General features: G+C 30.4%; 27 protein-coding genes and 3 pseudogenes. 12 read left to right on the forward strand and 18 right to left on the reverse strand.

What is annotated here, in order from left to right:
* Positions 1–597: 597 nt before the first annotated feature.
* Positions 598–1,533 (reverse strand): replication initiator protein A, encoded by a 936-nt coding sequence (locus tag FH144_RS11220; protein ID WP_001829877.1) that lies wholly within the window; start codon positions 1,531–1,533, stop codon positions 598–600.
* Positions 1,534–1,972: 439 nt separating this feature from the next.
* On the opposite strand from FH144_RS11220, the gene FH144_RS11225 reads away from it, so the two are divergent.
* Positions 1,973–2,740 carry a DUF536 domain-containing protein gene (locus FH144_RS11225; protein WP_001829872.1) on the forward strand — a complete coding sequence of 256 codons (768 nt, stop codon included), beginning with the start codon at positions 1,973–1,975 and terminating at the stop codon, positions 2,738–2,740.
* 124 nt (positions 2,741–2,864) lie between these two features.
* On the opposite strand, the pseudogene FH144_RS12125 reads toward FH144_RS11225, so the two are convergent.
* The 3 genes and pseudogenes from FH144_RS12125 to qac form a co-directional block, all read right to left on the reverse strand.
* A pseudogene (locus FH144_RS12125) lies at positions 2,865–2,999 on the reverse strand (HAD hydrolase family protein); the annotation flags it as partial.
* Between the two features lie 63 nt (positions 3,000–3,062).
* Positions 3,063–3,623: a hypothetical protein gene (locus tag FH144_RS11230; RefSeq protein WP_001077893.1), complete on the reverse strand. Its 561-nt coding sequence runs from the start codon at positions 3,621–3,623 to the stop codon at positions 3,063–3,065.
* 204 nt (positions 3,624–3,827) lie between these two features.
* Complete coding sequence (gene qac, locus FH144_RS11235) at positions 3,828–5,372, reverse strand: QacA/B family quaternary ammonium compound efflux MFS transporter (RefSeq protein WP_002449598.1); 1,545 nt, start codon at positions 5,370–5,372, stop codon at positions 3,828–3,830.
* 177 nt (positions 5,373–5,549) lie between these two features.
* Between qac and qacR the strand changes: the two genes are divergently transcribed.
* Positions 5,550–6,116 carry a multidrug-binding transcriptional regulator QacR gene (qacR, locus tag FH144_RS11240; RefSeq protein WP_001832666.1) on the forward strand — a complete coding sequence of 189 codons (567 nt, stop codon included), beginning with the start codon at positions 5,550–5,552 and terminating at the stop codon, positions 6,114–6,116.
* Positions 6,117–6,325: 209 nt separating this feature from the next.
* Here the strand turns inward: qacR and FH144_RS11245 are convergent, their stop codons facing one another.
* Positions 6,326–6,934, reverse strand: a complete 609-nt coding sequence (locus FH144_RS11245) for a recombinase family protein (RefSeq protein WP_000583527.1) — start codon at positions 6,932–6,934, stop codon at positions 6,326–6,328.
* A gap of 126 nt (positions 6,935–7,060) precedes the next feature.
* Positions 7,061–7,639 carry a recombinase family protein gene (locus FH144_RS11250; protein WP_000690624.1) on the reverse strand — a complete coding sequence of 193 codons (579 nt, stop codon included), beginning with the start codon at positions 7,637–7,639 and terminating at the stop codon, positions 7,061–7,063.
* Positions 7,640–7,860: 221 nt separating this feature from the next.
* Between FH144_RS11250 and FH144_RS11255 the strand changes: the two genes are divergently transcribed.
* The 3 genes from FH144_RS11255 to FH144_RS11265 all read left to right on the forward strand — a co-directional run bounded on the left by FH144_RS11255 (position 7,861) and on the right by FH144_RS11265 (position 9,277).
* Complete coding sequence (locus FH144_RS11255; RefSeq protein ID WP_002487367.1) at positions 7,861–8,163, forward strand: ArsR/SmtB family transcription factor; 303 nt, start codon at positions 7,861–7,863, stop codon at positions 8,161–8,163.
* Between the two features lie 100 nt (positions 8,164–8,263).
* Positions 8,264–8,572 (forward strand): alcohol dehydrogenase catalytic domain-containing protein, encoded by a 309-nt coding sequence (locus FH144_RS11260; protein ID WP_002487380.1) that lies wholly within the window; start codon positions 8,264–8,266, stop codon positions 8,570–8,572.
* Between the two features lie 45 nt (positions 8,573–8,617).
* Positions 8,618–9,277, forward strand: coding sequence for a zinc-dependent alcohol dehydrogenase family protein (locus FH144_RS11265; protein WP_002487369.1), 660 nt, complete (start codon positions 8,618–8,620; stop codon positions 9,275–9,277).
* Here FH144_RS11265 and FH144_RS11270 read toward each other — a convergent pair.
* From FH144_RS11270 to FH144_RS11280, 3 genes and pseudogenes are all read right to left on the reverse strand, one after another.
* Positions 9,229–9,483 (reverse strand): annotated as a pseudogene (locus tag FH144_RS11270) (hypothetical protein); the annotation flags it as partial. The gene FH144_RS11265 and the pseudogene FH144_RS11270 sit on opposite strands and share 49 nt — an antisense overlap.
* Before the next feature lie 4 nt (positions 9,484–9,487).
* Positions 9,488–9,850, reverse strand: a pseudogene (locus FH144_RS11275) (CorA family divalent cation transporter); the annotation flags it as partial.
* A 31-nt stretch (positions 9,851–9,881) separates the two neighbouring features.
* Complete coding sequence (locus FH144_RS11280) at positions 9,882–10,496, reverse strand: TetR/AcrR family transcriptional regulator (RefSeq protein ID WP_002487365.1); 615 nt, start codon at positions 10,494–10,496, stop codon at positions 9,882–9,884.
* A 165-nt stretch (positions 10,497–10,661) separates the two neighbouring features.
* Between FH144_RS11280 and FH144_RS11285 the strand changes: the two genes are divergently transcribed.
* A complete protein-coding gene (locus FH144_RS11285) occupies positions 10,662–11,939 on the forward strand; it encodes a YhgE/Pip domain-containing protein (protein WP_002488417.1) in 1,278 nt (425 codons plus the stop codon).
* A gap of 197 nt (positions 11,940–12,136) precedes the next feature.
* Here FH144_RS11285 and FH144_RS11290 read toward each other — a convergent pair whose 3' ends face one another.
* The gene (locus tag FH144_RS11290) at positions 12,137–12,232 is read right to left on the reverse strand and encodes a type I toxin-antitoxin system Fst family toxin (RefSeq protein WP_000889979.1); all 96 of its coding nucleotides are present in this window, start codon (positions 12,230–12,232) and stop codon (positions 12,137–12,139) included.
* Between the two features lie 167 nt (positions 12,233–12,399).
* Between FH144_RS11290 and FH144_RS11295 the strand changes: the two genes are divergently transcribed.
* The 3 genes from FH144_RS11295 (at position 12,400) to FH144_RS11305 (ending at position 14,785) form a co-directional block, all read left to right on the forward strand.
* Positions 12,400–13,098 (forward strand): LPXTG cell wall anchor domain-containing protein, encoded by a 699-nt coding sequence (locus FH144_RS11295; RefSeq protein WP_017175396.1) that lies wholly within the window; start codon positions 12,400–12,402, stop codon positions 13,096–13,098.
* A 150-nt stretch (positions 13,099–13,248) separates the two neighbouring features.
* Positions 13,249–13,953, forward strand: coding sequence for a hypothetical protein (locus FH144_RS11300; RefSeq protein ID WP_000720620.1), 705 nt, complete (start codon positions 13,249–13,251; stop codon positions 13,951–13,953).
* Positions 13,954–14,110: 157 nt separating this feature from the next.
* Positions 14,111–14,785 (forward strand): IS6-like element IS257 family transposase, encoded by a 675-nt coding sequence (locus tag FH144_RS11305; protein ID WP_057518767.1) that lies wholly within the window; start codon positions 14,111–14,113, stop codon positions 14,783–14,785.
* A gap of 74 nt (positions 14,786–14,859) precedes the next feature.
* Here FH144_RS11305 and FH144_RS11310 read toward each other — a convergent pair whose 3' ends face one another.
* From FH144_RS11310 to FH144_RS11335, 6 genes are all read right to left on the reverse strand, one after another.
* Positions 14,860–15,060, reverse strand: a complete 201-nt coding sequence (locus tag FH144_RS11310; protein WP_015387322.1) for a hypothetical protein — start codon at positions 15,058–15,060, stop codon at positions 14,860–14,862.
* 187 nt (positions 15,061–15,247) lie between these two features.
* A complete protein-coding gene (locus tag FH144_RS11315) occupies positions 15,248–15,769 on the reverse strand; it encodes an NAD(P)H-dependent oxidoreductase (protein WP_015387321.1) in 522 nt (173 codons plus the stop codon).
* Positions 15,744–15,857, reverse strand: coding sequence for an NAD(P)H-dependent oxidoreductase (locus FH144_RS11320; RefSeq protein WP_017175388.1), 114 nt, complete (start codon positions 15,855–15,857; stop codon positions 15,744–15,746). The genes FH144_RS11315 and FH144_RS11320 overlap by 26 nt, the downstream gene beginning before the upstream one ends.
* Positions 15,858–15,895: 38 nt before the next feature.
* Entirely contained in the window at positions 15,896–17,356 is a 1,461-nt protein-coding gene (gene zwf, locus FH144_RS11325) for a glucose-6-phosphate dehydrogenase (RefSeq protein ID WP_002449615.1), read from the reverse strand.
* A 63-nt stretch (positions 17,357–17,419) separates the two neighbouring features.
* Positions 17,420–18,826: an NADP-dependent phosphogluconate dehydrogenase gene (gndA, locus tag FH144_RS11330; protein ID WP_002449612.1), complete on the reverse strand. Its 1,407-nt coding sequence runs from the start codon at positions 18,824–18,826 to the stop codon at positions 17,420–17,422.
* Positions 18,827–18,857: 31 nt separating this feature from the next.
* A complete protein-coding gene (locus FH144_RS11335) occupies positions 18,858–20,189 on the reverse strand; it encodes a glucose-6-phosphate isomerase (RefSeq protein ID WP_002449611.1) in 1,332 nt (443 codons plus the stop codon).
* A 200-nt stretch (positions 20,190–20,389) separates the two neighbouring features.
* Here FH144_RS11335 and hxlA point away from each other — a divergent pair, with 200 nt between their 5' ends.
* The 3 genes from hxlA (at position 20,390) to FH144_RS11350 (ending at position 21,995) form a co-directional block, all read left to right on the forward strand.
* Positions 20,390–21,022, forward strand: a complete 633-nt coding sequence (gene hxlA / locus FH144_RS11340; protein WP_002449613.1) for a 3-hexulose-6-phosphate synthase — start codon at positions 20,390–20,392, stop codon at positions 21,020–21,022.
* A 2-nt stretch (positions 21,023–21,024) separates the two neighbouring features.
* Positions 21,025–21,573, forward strand: coding sequence for a 6-phospho-3-hexuloisomerase (gene hxlB / locus FH144_RS11345; protein ID WP_015387319.1), 549 nt, complete (start codon positions 21,025–21,027; stop codon positions 21,571–21,573).
* Between the two features lie 89 nt (positions 21,574–21,662).
* Positions 21,663–21,995, forward strand: coding sequence for a winged helix-turn-helix transcriptional regulator (locus FH144_RS11350; RefSeq protein WP_002505086.1), 333 nt, complete (start codon positions 21,663–21,665; stop codon positions 21,993–21,995).
* 164 nt (positions 21,996–22,159) lie between these two features.
* Here FH144_RS11350 and FH144_RS11355 read toward each other — a convergent pair whose 3' ends face one another.
* On the reverse strand, positions 22,160–22,834 hold the full coding sequence (locus FH144_RS11355) for an IS6 family transposase (RefSeq protein ID WP_002449609.1): 675 nt from the start codon (positions 22,832–22,834) through the stop codon (positions 22,160–22,162).
* A 29-nt stretch (positions 22,835–22,863) separates the two neighbouring features.
* Positions 22,864–23,079, reverse strand: coding sequence for a hypothetical protein (locus FH144_RS11360; protein WP_002449614.1), 216 nt, complete (start codon positions 23,077–23,079; stop codon positions 22,864–22,866).
* Positions 23,080–23,141: the final 62 nt, after the last annotated feature.

The following is a 23,141-nucleotide window of genomic DNA, read 5'->3' on the forward strand; positions in this document are numbered from 1 at the left end:
TACTTTTTGTTTATGATGTATATCAATTGAATCTGAATTTTGATTTTTTGGAATAATAAATTCAACCTTTTCTTTCCAATCTTTAACAAAATAAATGACAAAAACGATTTTATTAAGTCACTTTTATAACTACGAAAGATTGCTAAAGAATATAAAAACGGTTAGTATTTTTATAATTTTTAAAGTTAAAACAACGTTAAATGATCATTTTATTTTTCATCTTATGCGACATGTTTGAGCCATTTTCAAATGAATAATAACCATTTATAGAAAAAATAGGACTAAAACAGAAACGTTTTAGTCCTACCTACTTGTTTAACTACAGTTCATTTTCAGATTTACTCAATTGCCATTGAAGATAAAGTTCGACTGCAGTTAAAAGAACATTAATCATTGCCAAAGTAACTTTAATCTTTTTCTTAGTACTCATAAGTCTTCCTCCTTTCTTTAATAGCAGCATGCTATATTGTGATATTGTGTTGATCTTATTTTGTTATCCCCTCCCTTACCTTTCGTTTGATCTAGGTGGTTGCCTTAGCAACCACTTGTAAATAAAAAAAGAGAACATCTATTTAAAGATGCTCTCTAATTGAATCATTATTGATTAAATAAAGAAGTGATTGGTAAATGATCACGTCGTTTATTAAGCGTATGCATTTCAGCGAATTCAGACTTAAGGGATTTCATTAAGTACCCTTGCATGGCTTCAACGGTTTCATTTTTTTGAATAAGCATAGCTTTGAAACGTTTAAGAACATGAAGTATTTCTATTTCCATATCTTCTAATAAGTAATATGTATCAATAGAATTATTAAAGGACGTCTTGGCTTTTAATAATACAGGTTTGATGATTTTAATTTCATTTACAGAAAAGTTACTTAAATACCTTTGAATACTTTGAGGTAGTTCTTCGAGTAATTGGAATTTTAAAGCTTCATTATTAAAGTTTGAATTGTTGTGATTTGAATGATTTGTATGATTACTAGGAAAAGTTAGCTTATTATCATTCAAATCATTCGTATCATTACTCTCAGTTTTAATATAATCAGTATCATTATTCTCAGTATCATTAGACTGTGAATTTGGAAGTTCTTGACCACTTAAATTCACAGTTCTAGAACTTCCAAATTCATTGTTCTGGAACTGTGAATTTGGAAGTTCCTTGCTATGACTGGCTTTAATGTCATAATTAGGTTTTAATAAATATAATCTATTTGGTTTATTAAGGCCAACACGTTCTTGAGTTAATAAATTAAAACTTATTAACTCTTTTTTTAATTTTATAATTTTTTGTTCTGCATAACCTAAGTATTCGCACAAATGTTTATTACTGAAAATAAAGTAAATGTTATTATTTTTATCTACCCATTCATTTTGGATGGATAATTCAAAGCGATCTTTTAATAACGCATACATAATTTTGGCTTCCGCCGACATTTTTTTAAAATATGCATCTTCGAATAAATATTTAGGTAGTTGATAAAACCTTTCAGTTTTTACTTGTGATAAATTGTATTTTTCAAAATTGGGCATAATAAAAACCTCATTTCCATTTTTAGGATTGAGGTAATAAAACAATTTTTACGTAAGTTATATGTTTTGTGCTTGCACTTAGATGATTAGATAGATATAATACAAGTATCAAAAAATATATAAACAAACGAGTGCGAATCGTTTTATTACCGAGAGTCAATGCTACGCCAATAGCATTGACTCTTTTAGTATTTATAAAGCAATATTAACACTTTTAAGAAAGTATATAAAGAGTTTTAAATGTAGTTAAAAGCACATTGCCATGGCAAAATGTGTAGTTCATTGTTTTAGTACCTAATTAAGCTCCAAAAACATATTATAGGTAGCTAATTAGGTGCATATGTAGTAAATAGGTAGTAAATTTAGTGGTAATTGATGAAATAAAATTCATTAGGTGGTAAAATTTAGGTACTAAATTAGGTACCTAAGGGTGGATGTTATGAGAACTATTAAAATGGTTGCTGATGAATTAGGTGTAACTAAACAAACTATTGTTAATAATGCTAAAAGTTTAAATATAACTTTTGAAAAAGAAAATGGGATTAATTATATTGATGATAATGATTATTTGAAAATTATAGAAAAAATTACTAAGAAAGAGAGTACAATCCAAAATAAAGAATCAGTAAAAAAAGAATTGTTTGGTGAAAATACTGCAAAATCAGAAAAGAATATATATAATAATTCAAATAGTTCTGAGACATTAAAAACAAAAGTAAACGAATTAGAAAAGCAAATAGAAATCTTTGAAACTAGAGCTAAAAATGATGAAAAATATATTGAGAATTTAACTAAGCAATTAGATCAACAAAATAGCAATGTTAATACGTTAAATAAATTGTTGGAGAATCAACAAATATTAGCTTTAGAAAGCAATAAAAAAATTCAAAAACTAGAAAGTCAATTAGAAGAAGAAAGACAGCTTAATTATTCTTTTGATACAGCGACGAATAATAGACAAAATATTAATCCGCAAGAAGCAACTTTTACTGAAGAATCGCAAAATATCAACCAACAACAAACAAAGCGTCAACCAACAGAAGTAAATTACAAGGATATAGCCGAAGAGAAAAAGAATGACAGTACAGATGAAGGTGAATTAACAAAAGAGGATAAGTTCGTTGAAGAAACGAAGAATGATCCTGATGATAATAGGGAGGTAGAACCACCTAAAAAGGGATTTTGGAGTCGATTCTTCGGTAATTAAAAATGAATATAAAAGGTGTATCAAGGGAGTATAAATCTTTGATACACCTTTTATAGTGATGAAACTTCTGATAATCATCAGTTATGTTAAACTCTAACAAAAACTAAATTATCAGAAGAATTATCTAGGGTATTAAACATAGGTAAATCAATTTTCTATCGCCAATAGTATAAACATCATCCATATTAATCTGAAGATAGCTACATAATTCTTTAACAGCATAGCCTTTATTTGTATAAGGCGCCATAAACTCTATTAAATATGGTTTGTTTTGAGGTTTCTATGTTTAATCATTTAATTTTTCATTATATAAATCGAATAATTATAAAAAGTCATCATACTTTTTATTTTTTAAAAATATTTGAAAATTTAATAGTAATCCAATTATAAGATCAAATATCATTATCATTATAATCAAGGCAACTATAATCACTGTGACACTCGTTACATAACAAGCTAGTAATCTCCAGATAAAATTGACATTTTCACCAATTCCATAACTTAACATATTACAAAGTAGTAAAAGAATAATAATACCTATACTGTAAATTAAAATTGTCAGTGTATATTTTTTAATAACTCTATTAGGAAACAATAGTTCATCTATTAGGTTCTTTTTCACCAGTATCTCTCGTTCAATTCTATCTTTGTCACAGATTTTGATTTTACTATTTTTTATTTTTTCCTCTAATAAAATAACCTCGAACGATCTGCTAATTTTTAATAAATATGCAGGAAAAGCTAATGTTAAGCATAATGTAATTAATTCATTTACATTGTTCATGTAACTTATAAAATAGATGAAAGTTGCTACTAGTGCTCCTAAAAATATAGTTATATTAAGTTCTACATCAAATATTTTAAAAATATCTGCTCTATTCATCAGTTAATCATCCTTTCAAGGTTTATTAATACTAATAAATTATTAGATATAGGTATATCATATTATTAATTTAAGAAATTGTCTTTTATAATTTTACTTAATAATAAAAAAGTAGAACCATTTAAAATTAATGGTTCTACTTTTTAACTATTACTAATTTTAAAAATAAACTAATCTACAATATCTAAAAATATATGTTTAGTACTATTTTTGTTTAGTTATATCAAGTGATTTGGGAATTAACAAATAGACAACTATTGAAATGATAATCATGATAATCCCACCTACTAAAGCAGTTGCTACAAAAGCATCATTAAATGATGTTACAGCCTCGTTTGCAAGCTGTTTTATCCCCGTAGCTTTAGCTACTTCGACAGCGCCCACTACAGATTCTTCAGCTACATGAGCTAAATCTCCAACTATACCTTTTGATGAAAAAGATGAAATATCTAAAAATACACGATAAAGCATAGAAGATAGGCTACCAAGTACTGCTACACCAAAAACATTTCCAAGGTCATACATAGACTCTTCAACAGCAGCTGCATTACCTGCTTTTGATGTAGGTGTTTCTAACATTATTAGAGCAGATGCAACTGCTAGTGAAGCCGTACCAGCTCCAACTAAAATTAATGCTAAAGCCATTGTAGAATATGATAATGGATGACCAAAGAAATACATAATAAACATGCCAATGGCTGCAATTCCAATTCCGGAAGGTAACACTATTTTCGGTCCAAATCGCGCCGCTAATCCGGGTGCAATTGGTGCAAACACCATATCTCCTATTGCCATAGGTAATAGGTATAAGCCAGCTTTAAAAGGAGAAAGTTCTTCCACAACCTGTAACCATTGTGAAGCTAATAACAAAACAGATGTCATTGCAAACATTGTCATAAATGCAGCAATTGTACCAGCTGAAAATGATCTCTTTTTAAAAAGTCTTACGTCTAACATTGGATCAGAACTTGATAAATTACGTTTAACAAATATCACTATCATGGTAATTGCTAATACTATTACAACCCATGGAATAATATCTGCTAGTCCTTCTTTTGAAAATTCTTTGATACTCCATACCAGTCCAATCATGCCTGCAATTGATAAAATTGTAGAAGGAATATCCCACGAGTGAGACTTTTCTTTTGATAACTTAGACTCTGGTAATAAAAATAAACCTGCTACAACTGCTATTATCACAAACGGTACATTAATTAAAAATGCCGAGTGCCATGAAAATTGCTCAAGTAAAGCTCCTCCGATAATTGGTCCAAAAACAGCACCTATCGATGAAACGATTGACCATACAGCTAATGCAGTGGCCCTTTCTTTAGGGTTTTCAAAAATTACTCTTATCATTGAAAGAGTAGTTGGCATTATTAAAGCACCTGCAATACCAAGTAAAAATCGAATAGCTATTACGAACTCTGCACTTTCTGCGAAAAATATAGCTAATGAAACGAGGCCAAATAAAGCAAATCCAGTTAATAATGCTTTTTTTCTTCCCCATTTATCAGCAAAGGCACTCAATGGAATTATAAAGCCAGCTAAAACAAGAGAGTATATATCAACTATCCATAACTGTTGGGTACCAGAAGGCTCTAACTCTCTTACTAATTCCGGTAAAGCCATAATTAATATTGTCATATCCATTGTAACAACAAACAAACTAACAGCTAATACTACTAGTGCAGTCCATCTTTTTTTTGATGTCATCATATCAGTAGTTTTTGTAAAAAATGAAATCATTTAAGTTCCCTCCAATCCTTATAGACCGTTCGACCGGTCTATAAGGATTATAATCTATTTTTTTACATATTACAACAAAAAATCTTGCGAAATTTAAATGGCTGTATTGTGTTATACAATTATTCTTTGAATTTTTTGTGCTATCATTGATAGTACTTAATACTCATTAAAGGCGTGATGAACTTGAAAGATAAAATACTAGGTGTCGCAAAGGAATTATTTATAAAAAATGGATATAATGCCACTACTACTGGAGAAATTGTTAAATTATCAGAAAGTAGTAAAGGGAATCTTTATTATCACTTTAAAACAAAAGAAAATCTATTTTTAGAAATTTTAAATATAGAAGAATCTAAATGGCAAGAACAGTGGAAAAAGGAACAAATCAAATGTAAAACTAATAGAGAAAAATTTTATTTATATAATGAACTATCTTTAACAACCGAATACTATTATCCACTTCAAAACGCAATAATTGAATTTTGCACTGAATATTATAAAACTAATAGCATTAATGAAAAAATGAATAAATTAGAAAACAAATATATAGATGCTTATCATGTAATTTTTAAGGAGGGTAATTTAAATGGCGAATGGTGTATTAATGATGTTAATGCTGTTAGTAAAATAGCAGCAAACGCTGTTAATGGAATTGTTACCTTTACACATGAACAAAATATTAATGAAAGAATTAAACTTATGAACAAGTTCTCTCAAATTTTTTTAAATGGACTTAGTAAATAATTATATATATATTCTTGAAATACCAATAAATATTATTTCTAAATTACGTTCATTATTGATAAAAAATTTAAATAGTATTACTACACAAAAAGAGAGTGCGAATTCGCACTCTCTTTTTTCTTGTATAATTATTAAAAGATCATTTCAATAATATAATATGAGTTTTGAGACTCTGTGAGAGCCTCTTATTTGCATTGACGACCCATTTATCAAGATGATCCCTTATCATGCTTAATTCTATAAACTGTCTGTCTTGTGATATTAACTTCTTTCGCAATCTTACTAATTGCTTTCCCTTCTTCTAACATTTCCACCACGCGATGATAAATAATACGTTTCTGTGGGTCTTTGGCATTTGGTGAATAAAGTAAGGGGCGCCCTTTATATACGCCTTTTTCCTTCGCAACTTGAATTCCTTGCGCTTGTCGACGTTTACTTTCATTTCTCTCTTGTTCTGAAACCATTGCTAAAATTTGAACGATTAAATCTTTCATAAACTTATCCAGTAATGGATTGCCAATCACTTCATTCATCATAGGTAAGCTGGTAATCATTAACTGAACGTCTTTCTCTTTTAAATAACTCACAGTTTCAATAATTTCATCATAATCACGTCCCAAACGATCAATAGATTCCACAACGAATCGATCTCCCATTCTGACAAAATTGAGTGCTTCTTGAAATACAGGTCTATTTTCCACTGACTTTCCCGACTGTTTCTCTGTAAAGATTTTCTCCACACCAAACGTCTTTAAATTATCCAATTGTCTTTCTAAATTTTGATCTATCGATGATACTCTCGCATAACCTATAATCATTCATCTTCACTCCATAATTAATATACACCCTAATCATACGTTCTAATTGCGATAATTTCAACAACTTATTTTGTATGATTAGGGTGTATCCTGTCTAATTTTTATCTTTCTTAAAATTTAGTAATATTATTTATCTTTATTTTCTTGGTTATTTAACTTATTGAGATAACGATAGATTGTTGTACGTGAAACTTTCCATTGCTCTGCAATAGTTTTAATTGGTGTTCCATTATCATAAAGTGTTTTGAGTAATTTTAAATCTTGTTTATTTAATTTTTCGGGTCGACCTCCATAGCGTCCTCTAGCACGAGCTGCAATTCGTCCCGCTGAAGAACGTTCTAAAATTAAATTACGTTCAAACTCTGCAAATGCTGCGAATAAATGAAATAACAATTGTCCTGTAGAACTTGATTTATCCATTGTTATATTTTCTTCTAAACTATGAAAACTCACGCCTCGATTATTAAGTTCATTAACTAATGTGATTAAATCTTCCATGTTACGTCCTAGTCTATCTAGTCTCCAAACAACAATCGTATCTCCTGACCTCGCAAATTCAATGGCTTTATCTAAACCAGGTCGCTTACTTTTTGAACCACTCATATGATCATTAAATATCTTTTCACAACCATATTGATTTAACCGATCTTCCTGTAAATCCAAGTTCTGTAATCCAGTTGAAACTCTTGCATAACCTATTTTCAACATACAAACCTCCTATATACATTTTCATTGTACCATAACTTAATTCTGATCATATTTATGAACATAGATTTTCTGTTGGGTTATTGAACACTAAAATATGTATAATAGATATATATCTAGATATAAAAAGAGAGTGTCCAGAAAATAACCATTTTCTGGACACTCTCTTAAAGTAAAAAAACATATTGACATATCGCTTTTCAACGATTTATTATAGATATATGGAAAAATTAGAAGTTTTTAAAGCATTAGCTAGCCCCACTAGAATTCAAATACTAGATTGGTTGAAAGACCCTGAAAGTAATTTCGGTGATCAGGAAGGTATTGATTTAGTAAAAATAGGCGTTTGTGTCAGTCAAATTACAGAGAAATTAGATATGACACAGTCTACTACATCACAACACTTATCTATATTAAACAAAGCAGGACTTATAGAATATAAACGTCTAGGAAAATGGACATATTATAAAAGGAATGAACAAGTCATTAAAAATATAGGTAAAGTAATTGAAAAAGAACTATAATTAAGTTCTTTTTTTACACTTACACATCGTCATTTAACGATATAACGATGTGAGTGCTTTATAACTTTTTCCATAATACTAATGAATAGGAGTTTTAATAATGAAAACATGGCAATTAGAAAATTTTGGTTTAGATAACCTTAAACAAGTTGAACTAGAGAAACCCGAAATTACAGAAGATCAAATTTTAATTAAAGTTAACTCTGTATCACTTAATTATCGAGATACTGCAATTGTAGAAGGTGTATATACACCAGATTTACTCAAATTCCCTTTTATTCCTGTCTCAGACGCTTCAGGGGAAGTTGTAGAGATAGGCTCTAATGTTACTAAGTTTAAAAAAGGAGATCGTGTCACATCTCATATGTTCACAACTTGGTTAGAAGGTAAACCAAAAGGTGATGAATAATTAAATGCATTAGGCGCTACTGTTAACGGTGGGCTTTCTGAGTATATGGTATTAAATGAAAATGCTACTGTTTTTTCTCCTGAAACTTATACAGATAATCAATCATCTACACTACCTGTTGCAGCATTTGTGAATTGGTTCTCATTAGTTGAGTATGGAAATATTAAAGCAGGTGATAAAGTTCTTGTTCAAGGCACAGGTGGTGTTTCTATATTTGCAATTCAAATAGCATCAGCATTAGGAGCAGAAGTTATTGTAACAAGTAGCAGTGACGAAAAATTAGAAAAAGCTAAAGAACTTGGTGCCTCTAAAGTAATCAACTACAAAACGCACCCTGATTGGGAAAAAGAAGTCCAAAAATTAACAAATGGTAAAGGTGTAGAACATATTGTAGAAGTGGTCGGCGGGTCAAGTATTGCAAAATCTATAGAAGCTTTAGCTTTCCAAGTGCATATATATGTTGTTGGTTTTCTAGAAAATATGGAAGCAGAAGTTAATTTATTCTCATTGCTTGCTAAACAAGCAAGAATCCAAGGTATCAATGTAGGACACCATAGAGCATTTGAAGATTTCACTAAAGCTTTAGATCAAATAAATATAGATCCTGTAATTGATACGGTTTATTCATTTGATCAAGCAAAAGAAGCATATGAACATCAAATGAAAGGCGCGTTTGGTAAAATTGTTATAGATTTTAATAAATAGCCCCTATTTTCTATATTAATAATTATTTTATGAAGAGGCTGGGACATAAAGTTCTTGGATAAGTAAATAAAGACAATTTCTATTGAAATAATATAGAAATTGTCTTTTTTATAATTTTTTTGATTATTTTCAGTTCGTTGAGCTGTTACTTTTCTTATATTAAGTGCCATTAGCACAAATCCTAGTTCTCTTTTAGCTTTATCTATCCTTATCTTGTCGCGCATAATTTTCTAAAAATTCATTTTCAGCATCACAGATTGTTAAAATGAGTCCTTTTCCAATAACAATACCTAATGGAATGGTAACGAATAATAAGACACGACGATTGGTTGAACTGACGATGGGTAAGTCAATAATGATAAATGAGTAACCTGTGTCATCATCATATTCGATACGTGCACTTTCATCCGCATCTAATGGATCTCGGATAAAATCTTCAGGTAAGTTATACGTTTCTATTAATTGTTCAATTTATTCTCTATCAGGTTCTACAACATTAATCCATGATGCAGAGTGGTCTAAAGTCGTTTCAACGATGTCGTTGTTTGTTGAATGTTTATATGCAGTTAGCATGGTTAATGATTCCTTTCATATTCATTTAGTCTCAGTTGGATTGAGTACGTTCATAATGATTTTGGATCATAATACGTAGCGGCCCATTATAAATGATATTAAAAATATGTTTGGTTAACTCATTTACAGAGAGTCGATGATCATCCTGTACCCAATATTTGATAATTGAAATGGTAGCACCTGAAACATAACTATGAAAATACATTTCAGGAATACCATCAATCTCATGATTAATACTAATATATTTTTGCATATTTTCTTTCATTAAGGAATGAATTTTTTCTTCAAGTCTACTTTTACGTTCTAGCTGAAGAATCGTATGATAAAACTCCATGTTATCAGAGATATGTTGTAATACCTTAGTCAAAACATTATTTATAAAATCTTCAGCGGTATTTTCTGGTGAACTAATATCGAGTTGATTAAATTGAGTCGATGTCCAAATTTGGGATATACATTCATCTTCCATATCGGTTAATAACATGTATTTATCTTCATAATGTAAGTAAAATGTACCACGATTAATATCTGCTTGATCTGAAATATCTTGAACAGTAATTTTGTCGAGGTCTTTACGCTTTAAAAGGTCAGTAAAAGCACGCTTAATAGCTGACTTCGTCTTTCGTATTCTCCTATCTTCTTTCATAAAATATCGACCTCCTAATAATAAATAGACAAAAATGTACAATCTGTTCAATAACATACAGTATTTGAATAATTGATTATTGTTTATTTTTGACTATCTCATTATAATTTACAAAGTATTAAATATTCAACAAATTGTTCAATAAATTGTAGGAGGTTAGATTTCATGAATATTTTTAAAAGTAAACTATTATGGCTTGCACCTATTGCAGCGATATTATTATTAGTTATTTTCTCTTTGGCATTTTATCCAGCGTTTAATCCAAAACCAAAACAATTGCCAATAGCCGTTGTAAACAATGATAAAGGTGTAGACATTCAAGGTAATAAAGTAAATATCGGGAAAAAAATTGAAGATAAATTAATGGATAGTGATTCTGATACAGTTAAATGGGTTAAAGTTGATAAAGAATCAGATATTAAAAAAGGTCTTAAAGATGAAAAATACTATGGGGTAGCTATTTTTAATAAAGACTTTTCTAAAAATGCAATGAGTAAAACACAAAAAGTAGTGATGGATAGTAAAAAGGCAGAAATGAAAGAAAAAGTTGAATCAGGTGAAATCCCTGCAGCTGCCGTTCAACAAATGCAACAAAAAATGGGTAACCAAAAAGTTGATGTGAAACAAGCAACATTTAAAGCTATTGTAAATAAAGGTGCAAGCTTGCAAGCAGCTACGATTACTGGTAATGTGCTTGATGGCATGGGTGATAATTTGAATAAACAAATTACATCACAAAGTCTTAGCACATTAGAAAAACAAGACGTTAAAGTGAGTGCCTCAGATATTAAAGGCATTACAAATCCTGTTAAAGTTGATAATAAAGAAATTCATAAAGTTAAAGACCATCAAGCTGGCGGTAATGCACCGTTCTTAATGTTCATGCCAGTATGGATGGGATCACTTGTAACATCTGTATTATTATTCTTTGCTTTCAGAACAAGTAATAACTTTAAAATTCAACACAGAATTATTGCATCATTAGGCCAAATGTTATTAGCTGTAATCACAGCATTTGCTGCAAGTTTCGCTTATGTGTACTTCATGCATGGTGTATTAGGATTTGATTTTAATCATACAAACCGAGTAGCACTCTTCTTAGCTATTTCAATACTTGGATTTATCGGATTAATTCTAGGTATTATGGTCTGGTTAGGAATGAAATCTATTCCAATCTTTGTCATTTTAATGTTCTTTAGTATGCAATTAGTCACATTACCTAAAGAAATGCTACCTAAAGCATATCAAGGTTGGGTTTATAAAATTGATCCATTCACACATTATACAAATACCCTTAGAGAAATTATCTACATGGGTAGTCATATTGAAATGAATTCAACTATATGGATGATGATTGGCTTTATTATATTTGGCGCAATATCTAGTTTAACTGCAGCTATTGTAAGAAAACATAGTAATAAACGTACTGAAATTCCATCATAAGAATTTAATTTTATCCCTCGATTTAGCAGATTGCTATTTAACATATTTCTTCTGATTGATTAAATTATCACAAGAAGTAATTTTGCATTTCTCCACTAACCAGTGTTATAATATGATTAACAAGAATTCTAGCGTGAATACACCAATCCCCTCACTACGGCAATAGTGAGGGGATTTTTAGGTGTGGCTATAGTCGCCTATTTATCGTTGCGATTACGTAGCCAATGCGTAAATAACGCAACAATACAACCACTGATGACTGTGGTCGTGATGTGAACAAGAATTTCTAGCATGAATAACACCTCCTCTCTGCGTCTAAATTTGACGCCTGAGAGATAGGCGACCTGTATATTATATCATCTCTTAATATGCGATAATAGTTAGCTTCCGATAAGTCATTTTATGTTTAATGTATCTATGTGATAATGAAAATACAAATTCTATTAAAGGAGATAATTTTATGAAAAAACGATCATTACTTCCAACTTTATTATTGGCTAGCTCATTAACATTCACAGGTTTTTCAGCGACAGCCAATGCTGAGGATGGTGCCAAAACCGTATACGGAGAGAACTTACCAAATAGCGCAGATACAAATGGAGATGGTTGGGCTAATGTAGACTTCAATACTTCATCCCTCCCACAATCTGCACAAAATCAAATAAGTGAACTTTCTAAACAGAAAGATTCAGGGGAATTAACTCAAATCGAGTATAATGAGAAAGTTTCAAGTGTATTTAATGAATATCAATCACAAAGTACTGATATACAAAATAATGAGAGAACTCAACAAGGTAAAAGACCTTTCGGAGGGGTGATACCTAATGGTATGACTCAAGAAGAATACCAAGAATTAGAAAGTCATGTTCCTAACCCTAATAGTGTATCCACAGAAAAATATAATCAAATTGTAAAAAATGAAAGTCAAAAGATAGCTAATGAAGAAAATAAAACTATTAATACACCTCAAGGTGTGTTGACACCTGTAACTGAAAATAAAAACAAGAGTTCTGAAGGAATGAAAAATCAAGATTCAAACTCTCAAGTATTACCAGAAACAGGAGAAAGCAACCAAAGTGATATATTGTCAATAATTGGCGCTTCTGGACTACTAATATTAGGTATAAGTCTTTTAATATTCAGAAAAAAGGCAATATAAAAATTGATAAAATAACCACCGTGTTTATGTAAAACATGTGGTTATTTTATTATATATTTAATACATATTTTTCAACTCATGTAATTTACGTTTTCTTGCTGAAAAAATATTAACATAATCTAATTTGAAATACTGAAAAGGAGTTGTAATATGAAAAAAATCATTTTACCTATATTAATTGTTAGTTTATCGGTAATTTTAGTGAGTTGTAATAATAACGATTCAGAACATCACAATGATAATAATTCTAGTGATACTAACACCTCAGAAAACAAAGATAATGAAGCATCAAATGAAATTGACGAAAAAACTAACACATCTGATAGTGCGGATAATTCAGAAAGTAGTAATAAACAAAATAAAGAAAAAAATGATAATAAAAAACAAGAAAAAAATAATGATAGTAATAAGAAGCAACAATCTACTGATAAAAATAAAAGTTACTTAAATAATTTTAACTCGAAAGAAATTGAATATGCACGAGTTTGGTATCAGTTAATATCTACAAGAAATGATTTAAAAGGTATTAAAAATGTTTATGTTACAGAAATACCAAAAGGCTCAAAAGTAAATCCACAAGCCAAAAATAGTGCAATTTATAAAGAAAAAGTTGTGAAATTAGAAGCTCCTATGAGAGCTGGTGGGTCTGTAACATATAGCAGTAATGGTGATGGAACAATTAATGTATATAATAATATCCCTTATAAATGGGAAAATTCACAAAATAGTGATTATAGTCAAATGAATAAGATAACAAAAAAAGCAATAGAGGAGAATATTGAAACAGTCTATATTAAACCCTACGACAATAAAACAGTAGCTAAGTTAGCAAGTAAAATTAGATATAATAAGTAGTTAGTAGATTATTAAAAAGGCGCCTAAAATTAGGCGTCTTTTTTATCATTAGTTCAAAAGATAAGCATAACGTTCCATGTAACAGCATATAAAGTAATGAAGGTTCTGTTGCAAAGTTGAATTTATAGTATAATTTTAACAAAAAGGAGTCTTCTGTATGAACTATTTCAGATATAAACAATTTAACAAGGATGTTATCACTGTAGCCGTTGGCTACTATCTAAGATATGCATTGAGTTATCGTGATATATCTGAAATATTAAGGGAACGTGGTGTAAACGTTCATCATTCAACGGTCTACCGTTGGGTTCAAGAATATGCCCCAATTTTGTATCAAATTTGGAAGAAAAAGCATAAAAAAGCTTATTACAAATGGCGTATTGATGAGACGTACATCAAAATAAAAGGAAAATGGAGCTATTTATATCGTGCCATTGATGCAGAGGGACATCCATTAGATATTTGGTTGCGTAAGCAACGAGATAATCATTCAGCATATGCGTTTATCAAACGTCTCATTAAACAATTTGGTAAACCTCAAAAGGTAATTACAGATCAGGCACCTTCAACGAAGGTAGCAATGGCTAAAGTAATTAAAGCTTTTAAACTTAAACCTGACTGTCATTGTACATCGAAATATCTGAATAATCTCATTGAGCAAGATCACCGTCATATTAAAGTAAGAAAGACAAGGTATCAAAGTATCAATACAGCAAAGAATACTTTAAAAGGTATTGAATGTATTTACGCTCTATATAAAAAGAACCGCAGGTCTCTTCAGATCTACGGATTTTCGCCATGCCACGAAATTAGCATCATGCTAGCAAGTTAAGCGAACACTGACATGATAAATTAGTGGTTAGCTATATTTTTTTACTTTGCAACAGAACCATGCTATCTACATTATTACATTTCTCTTAACTGAATGTATGTTACATTTTCTAAATTAATATACATAGGCACTGGATTAAGTACTTTAATAATTTTTTCAGAACTTTGTGAATAGTCTATTTTTCTTGCAATTACTGAATCTCCAGAATGAAAATAAACTTCTATACTATTTACTGTATTTAATTCTAATTCTTGTTTTAATTGCTCTATTATCACAAACAAAAACTCCTTTCCAAATTATTTTGAAAAACCACATTTTAAATTAATTACTGTGTCTTCTGGTTTAATAATATTTTTAACACATTCTGAGAATACTTCCCTATAATAGCCCATACAAGTGTTTTATGCTTTAATAAATCAATGACTTAGCTTTTTTATTTCTCTACTCCGTATTTCAATTTGGTTAAATATACTTTATTTTGTTTTTAAAAAATTCTATATACTCATCTCTACTATTTTGATCTTTATCAATTTCATATGCGATTAATGTATCTAAACATTGCATTCCAGTATATTCAACTATTCCATGACTAATGTGAAATAGTACTTGTTTGTGTATATCTCCTGATGAACCAGTTGTTGTACTTATAATAGCTTTTTTATTAGATAATCTGGCGTTCTTAAACTTCCCATATGCCCCTCCATAAATCCCTCCATATATTAAAACTTTATCAAACCATCCTTTTAATATTGCAGGAACACTCGACCACCATAAAGGGAATTGAAAAATAATAATATCCGCCCACAATAGTTTGCTTAATTCAGATTTAATTTCCTTACTTAATATATTATTTTTGTAAGAATGCTCTTGTTCTATAGGATATTTAAAAAAGTTATTATTTTTTAAATATTTAAAATCAGATTTTTGAGCAACAGGGTTAAAATTCATTTTATACAAATCAGATACAACGACAATTATTACCATTCTCCTTCAATACTGTTTGTGCAATATCTTTAAGTTTACTATTAAAAGATTGAGGTCCAGGGTGCGCATATACTATTAGAATATTCATTTAACTTCTCCTATATAGTGTTTTGCAATATTTACGTTTTATAGATTATTCCACCATTCAAAGTTATCTTGTTTAAGTAATTGATCACTTTCTTTAGGTCCAAAACTTCCTGGTTTATACTGTGGTATTGTTACGTTAGATTTTTTCCATTCAGTACTTATATAATCTATAAATTCCCATGAATGTTTAAGTTCTTCCCAATGTACAAAATTAGTTTGATTTCCTATTAAAGCATCACATATAAGTGATTCATAAGCATCCACTACTTGTTTTTTATCTATTAAGTTATAGATTTGTATATTATGGTTTCTATTATTTCTAGTTGATTTATTTTCATAAATATATAGTGATATTTGGGCATTAGGTTCTATATTTATTACCATTAAATTACAATCAACATCTTCATTATCATTTTCATAGATTAATTTACTATTTAATTTTTTAAATTCTATAACAACTTCTATTGCTTTTTTATTTAAACGCTTTCCTGTACGAATATAAAACGGTGTCCCTTTCCATCTATCATTATTAATGAGTAATTTCCCTGCTACAAATGTTTCTGTTGTTGAATCACTATTAACACCTTTTTCTTCATGATATGACATTATCGGAGTTTCATTAATAATACCATTAATATATTGTCCTCTAACAAAATATTTGTGTACATCAGCCCCTTTCAAAAATTTTATATTGTTTAAAAGTTCGATTTTTTTTAGTCTAATATCTTTACTATTTCTGCTTTCGGGTTTCTCCATAGCAATAAGAGTAAGTATTTGTAGTGCATGATTTTGCACCATATCTTTAAGCGCTCCTGTAGAATCATAGTATTGGCCTCTATCTTCAATGCCTAAAGTTTCCGATAGAGTTATTTGAACATTTGATATATACTTGTTGTTCCACAATGGTTCAAATATTGTATTACCAAAACGTAAAGATTCAATATTTTGCACCATCTCTTTACCTAGATAATGATCTATTCTAAATATTTCTTCTTCTTTAAAATACTGTCTTATGTGTTTATTTAAGTCTTCGGCAGATTTCAAATCTTTTCCAAATGGTTTTTCTATTATTAATCTTGAAAATCCATTTGTATCAGAAAGACCTGATTGGCTTATGCTTTGAGTTATAATTTTAAAAAATTGAGGATTCATTGCTAAGTAAAATAATCTATTGCCATCCAAACAATATTTTTTATCAATATCATTGGAAAGTTCCTTTAATTTATTCCAACTTGTTTTATCTTCAACATTTTGTTGAAAGTAAAATATGTTATCTAAAAATAAGTTCACCATTTCAAAATTTTCTTGGCTTAATAAAATTTGTTTTACTTTACTTCTATATTCTTCATCACTTATATCCTCTAAACCCGTAGAAATGATAACTAATTTCTTAAAGTGACCCTTTTTATAAAGATTAAAAATAGAAGGTAGCAATTTCCTGTAACTTAAATCTCCTGTTCCGCCAAATATTGTTATTAATGATGATAAATTTTTATCCAAAGCAGTTCCCCCCTTTTACTTGATTAGCTAGTTTCTGGTTTTCATTCCGTAACAGTAATTATATTACTCTTCATCCCATTGTGTGTGGAACACACCTTCACGGTCTTTACGTTCATAAGTATGTGCACCAAAATAGTCACGTTGTGCTTGGATAAGATTAGCTGACAAATCTTCAGAACGATAACTATCATAGTAGTTCACACTTGCAGAGAATCCTGGTGTCGGTACACCGTTTTTAACGCCTGTTGCTACGACGTCTCTTAATGCATCTTGGTAATCTGTAACAATATTTTTGAAGTATGGATCTAATAATAAGTTTTCAAGTTCTGGATTATTATCGTAAGCATCTTTAATTTTTTGTAAGAATTGTGCACGAATGATACAACCTTCACGCCAAATCATTGCCAGTTCACCTAATTTTAAGTTCCATTCGTGATCTTCGCTCGATTTTCTCATTTGCGCAAAGCCTTGAGCGTAAGAACAAATCTTACTCATATATAATGCTTTTCTGATTTTTTCTAAGAATTCTTCTTTATTACCATCAAATGAAGCTTGTGGTCCATTTAATGATTTAGACGCATTAACACGTTCTTCTTTAATGGATGAAATGAAACGAGCAAATACCGATTCAGTGATAATTGTTAATGGAATTCCTAATTCTAATGCATTAATAGAAGTCCATTTACCTGTACCTTTTTGACCAGCAGTATCTAATATTTTTTCTACTAATGGTTCATTATTTTCATCTAATTTAGTGAAAATATCACCAGTAATTTCTATTAAGTAACTTTCGAGTTCTCCAGCATTCCAATCTTTGAATGTTTGAGAAATTTCAGTATGACTCATACCTAATAAGTCTTTCATCATTGTATAACTTTCAGCGATTAATTGCATATCTGCATATTCAATACCGTTATGAACCATTTTCACATAATGACCTGCACCATTTGGGCCAATGTATGTTACGCAAGATGCACCATCTTGCGCTTTAGCTGCAATGGCATCTAAGATATCACTGACTTTATTATAAGCGGCTTCTTGACCACCAGGCATTAATGAAGGACCAGTTAAAGCGCCTACTTCACCACCTGATACGCCCATACCAATGAAATTAACGCCACTTTCAGCTAATGTTTTATTTCGACGAATTGTATCTTGATAGTTTGTATTACCACCATCAATTAAAATATCTTCATCGTCTAATAATGGAAGTAAGGCATTTATCATGTTATCCGTAGGACTACCAGCCTTAATCATCAACAAAATTTTACGGGGTTTTTCTAATGAATCTACAAATTCTTTCAAGTTATACGCAGGATATATCTTTTGATAATGAGACTTTTGAATAGTATCATTAATTTCATTATTATCTCTACTATGAATACTCACAGAATATTTCTTATCCTCGATGTTCCACGCAAGATTTTTCCCCATAACACCTAAACCTAAAATTCCAATATTACTAGACATTGTATCCTCTCATTTCTTTATAGTTTATAACCTACAATCTTGCTTCAAGATCTTTTTTCATATCTTCAAATCCTGGTTTACCAAGTAAAGCAAACATATTTTGTTTATACGCTTCTACACCAGGTTGATTGAATGGATTTACGCCTAATTGATAACCACTCATAGCACATGCAAGTTCGAAGAAGTACACGACATAGCCAAATGTTTCTTCATCTAATTGTGGAATATTAACAACGATATTAGGTACGCCACCATCTGTATGTGCTAATAATGTACCTTCAAATGCTTTTGTATTAACTTCATCAATTGTTTTACCAGCAAGATAATTTAATCCATCTAAATCGTCACTATCTTCTTCAATAGTAAGATCATGTTTTGGATGATTCACTTTTACAACTGTTTCAAATAAGAAACGACGACCTTCTTGAACGTATTGTCCTAATGAATGTAAATCAGTAGTGTAGTTAGCACTTGAAGGATAAATACCTTTAAAGTCTTTACCTTCTGATTCACCAAATAATTGTTTCCACCATTCGTTGAAATATTGCATTGACGGTTCATAGTTGATAAGCATTTCAGTTGTATAACCTTTGCTATATAGAAGGTTACGGATTGTTGCATATTGATAAGCAATATTTTCTTCTAATTTGTCAGAAGATAATTCTTTACGTGCTTTTGCTGCACCAATCATCATCGCTTCAATATTAATACCTGCAGCTGCGATTGGTAATAAACCTACAGCAGTTAACACTGAATAACGGCCACCTACATCATCAGGGACTACAAATGTTTCATAACCTTCATTTGTAGCTAATTGTTTTAATGCACCTTTTTGTTTATCTGTTGTAGCAAAGATACGTTTTTTAGCTTCTTCTTTGCCATATTTATTCTCAACTAATTGTTTGAATAAACGGAATGCAACTGCTGGTTCTGTAGTTGTACCAGATTTAGAAATGACGTTTACAGAGAAATCTTTGTCAGCTAAATAATCTACTAATTCTTTTGTATAATTTGATGATAAATGATTACCTACAAAAACAATTTCAGGATAGTCATTATTTGTTCTAAATGAAGATGTTAGCATTTCAATAGCAGCACGTGCACCAAGGTATGAGCCACCAATACCAATAACAACTAACACGTCAGAATTTACTTTAATACGTTTAGAAGCTTCTACAATTCTTGAAAACTCTTCTTTATCGTAATCAATTGGAAGGTCTACCCAACCCAAGAAATTATTTCCTGCACCAGTTCCTTCATGTATCGTTTTGTGTAATGTCTTCACGATATCTTTTTGTTGTTCTAATTCATGTTCTCCAAAAAATTCTAAAGTCTTACCATAATCTAATTGAATATGAGTCATCTAAAAAGCCTCCAAATTTGTAATTATTAGTCTTATATTTACAATTCCAACTGTACACTACAGTGTAATATTATTCATACTGAAAAAATAGTCACCCCCTTTAGATAAGCTGACATTCCCTATATGCCAATTTTGTCAGTATTGATTTATTGATAATTATGTCAAAATAAAGGTATAAATTAATGAAAGGATGAATTATAGTGGAATTACAATTAGCTATTGATTTATTAAATAAAGAAGAAGCAGCAGAATTAGCGAAAAAAGTAGAAGAATATGTCGATATTGTTGAAATTGGTACACCAATTGTGATTAATGAAGGTTTACCTGCCGTTCAACATTTAAATGAAAATATAAGCAATGCTAAAGTATTAGCAGACTTAAAAATCATGGATGCAGCAGACTATGAAGTAAGCCAAGCTGTTAAATTCGGCGCTGATGTTGTAACAATTTTAGGTGTAGCAGAAGATGCGTCAATTAAAGCAGCAGTTGAAGAAGCACATAAAAATGACAAACAATTATTAGTAGATATGATTGCTGTACAAGATTTAGAAAAACGTGCGAAAGAATTAGATGAAATGGGTGCTGACTATATTGCAGTGCACACTGGTTATGATTTACAAGCTGAAGGACAATCTCCATTAGATAGCTTACGTAAAGTTAAATCAGTAATTAAAAATTCTAAAGTCGCAGTTGCTGGTGGTATTAAACCAGATACAATTAAAGAAATTGTTGCAGAAGAACCTGACTTAGTAATTGTTGGTGGCGGTATCGCAAATGCTGATGACCCTGTAGAAGCAGCTAAACAATGTCGTGACGCTATTGAAGGTAAATAATGATGGCAACTTTTAATCATTATCAATTAATTTTAGATGAGTTAAAGGGTACTTTATCTCATGTTAAAGATGAAGAGTTTGATGGATTTGCATCAGAAGTAACTGAAGCATCACGCATATTTGTTGCAGGTAAGGGTCGTTCTGGATTCGTTGCAAATAGTTTTGCAATGAGACTCAATCAATTAGGCAAGCAAGCATTTGTTATTGGCGAATCAACAACACCATCAATTCAAAAAGGTGATTTATTTATTGTGATTTCTGGTTCGGGTTCAACAGAACACCTTCGCTTATTAGCAGATAAAGCGAAATCAGTTGAAGCAGAAGTGGTATTACTAACAACTAAACTAGATTCTGCAATTGGTGAAATTGCAGACACAGTAGTTGAATTACCAGCAGGTACAAAACACGATGCTACTGGGTCTGATCAACCGTTAGGTAGTTTGTTTGAACAATCATCACAAATCTTTTTAGATAGTGTAGTCATTGGACTAATGACACAATTAGATGTTGATGAAACAACTATGCAAAATAATCATGCCAATTTAGAATAGATATAAATAAGCAGTTAATGCGGAAGATTATATAATCTTCCGCATTAACAATGTAAATTCTAATATTATAGAAGAAAGAAGGATGAAAATTGTATTATAAAGGAAAAGAATTTTTCACTTCTAAAGATTTAGCTTTATGTGTTATCGGAGGAAAGTGGAAGATCCCTATAATTTTTCATTTACTTCAAGACAAAGTATTGAGATTAAGTGAGCTACAAAAAAAGTTGCCGCATGTCAATCAAAGGATGCTAATAAGACAACTTAGAGAATTAGAAGAGGACCAAATTATTGAAAGACATATTTATTCTGTAGTTCCCCCAAAAGTGGAGTATAAGCTGACATCTATAGGCTACAAGCTAGATAAGGTGGTTTATGCAATATGCGAATGGGGTGATTTATTCAAGGATGAAATAATACATTAAAAAGTTCTGGTGCAAATTAAAAATAAAGTTAACTACTCTCTTATAATGTAAGTATTCAATTAGCTGACTAACATGTATTAATTTCGCCGTTCTATGAAATTAAGGGTTCTGTTGCAAAGTTAGAAAAATATAGCTAATCACCATTTTATTGTGTCAGTCTTCGCCTAACCAGCTAACATATAACTAATTTCGTGGCATGGTGAAAATCCGTAGATCTGAAGAGACCTACGGTTCTTTTTATATAATCCGTAAATACATTCAATGCCTTTGAGTGTATTTTTTGCCGTATTGACACTTTGATATCTTGTCTTTCTCACCTTAATGTGACGATGATCTTGTTCAATGAGGTTATTGAGATATTTAGATGTGCAATGACAGTTAGGTTTCAGCTTAAACACTTTAATTATTTTAGCCATGGCTACCTTCGTTGAAGGTGCTTGATCTGTAATTATCATTTGAGGTTTACCGAATTGTTTAATAAGGCGCTTAATAAACGCATATGCTGATTGATGATCTCGTTTTTTGCGTAACCAAATATCTAATGTATGTCCATCTGCATCAATCGCGCGATACAGATAACACCACTGTCCTTTAATTTTGATATATGTCTCATCAATACGCCACTTATAATACGTTTTTTTATGTTTTCTCTTCCAAAGTTGATAGAAAATAGGTGCATACTCTTGAACCCATCGATAAATGGTTGAATGATGAACATCAAAACCACGTTCCCTTAATATTTCAGATATATCACGATAACTTAATGCGTATCTTAAGTAGTAGCCAACGGCTACAGTTATAACATCTTTATCGAATTGTTTATATCTGAAATAGTTCATACAGAAGACTCCTTTTTGTTAAAATTATACTATAAATCTAACTTTGCAACAGAACCGTAATGAATCAATTCATCACTATCTAATGCCACCATTGTTAGTTCAGCCTTGCATGGTTTAACGTATCTCACATAATGGTACAAATCTTCAAATAGTGCCTGTTTTTCGGGCATTTTAAACACCTTGTGTACATTAAAACCTATTTCTTCTAATCGCTTTGTAATCACGCCGAAAACGAATGTGTTCATGTGAAATCACTCCATCATTTTTAATATTCACATGTACACTAAAAAAAATCCGATACATCGGC

It is taken from the genome of Staphylococcus sp. acrmy, from assembly GCF_022690565.1.
Lineage (GTDB): Bacteria > Bacillota > Bacilli > Staphylococcales > Staphylococcaceae > Staphylococcus > Staphylococcus caledonicus.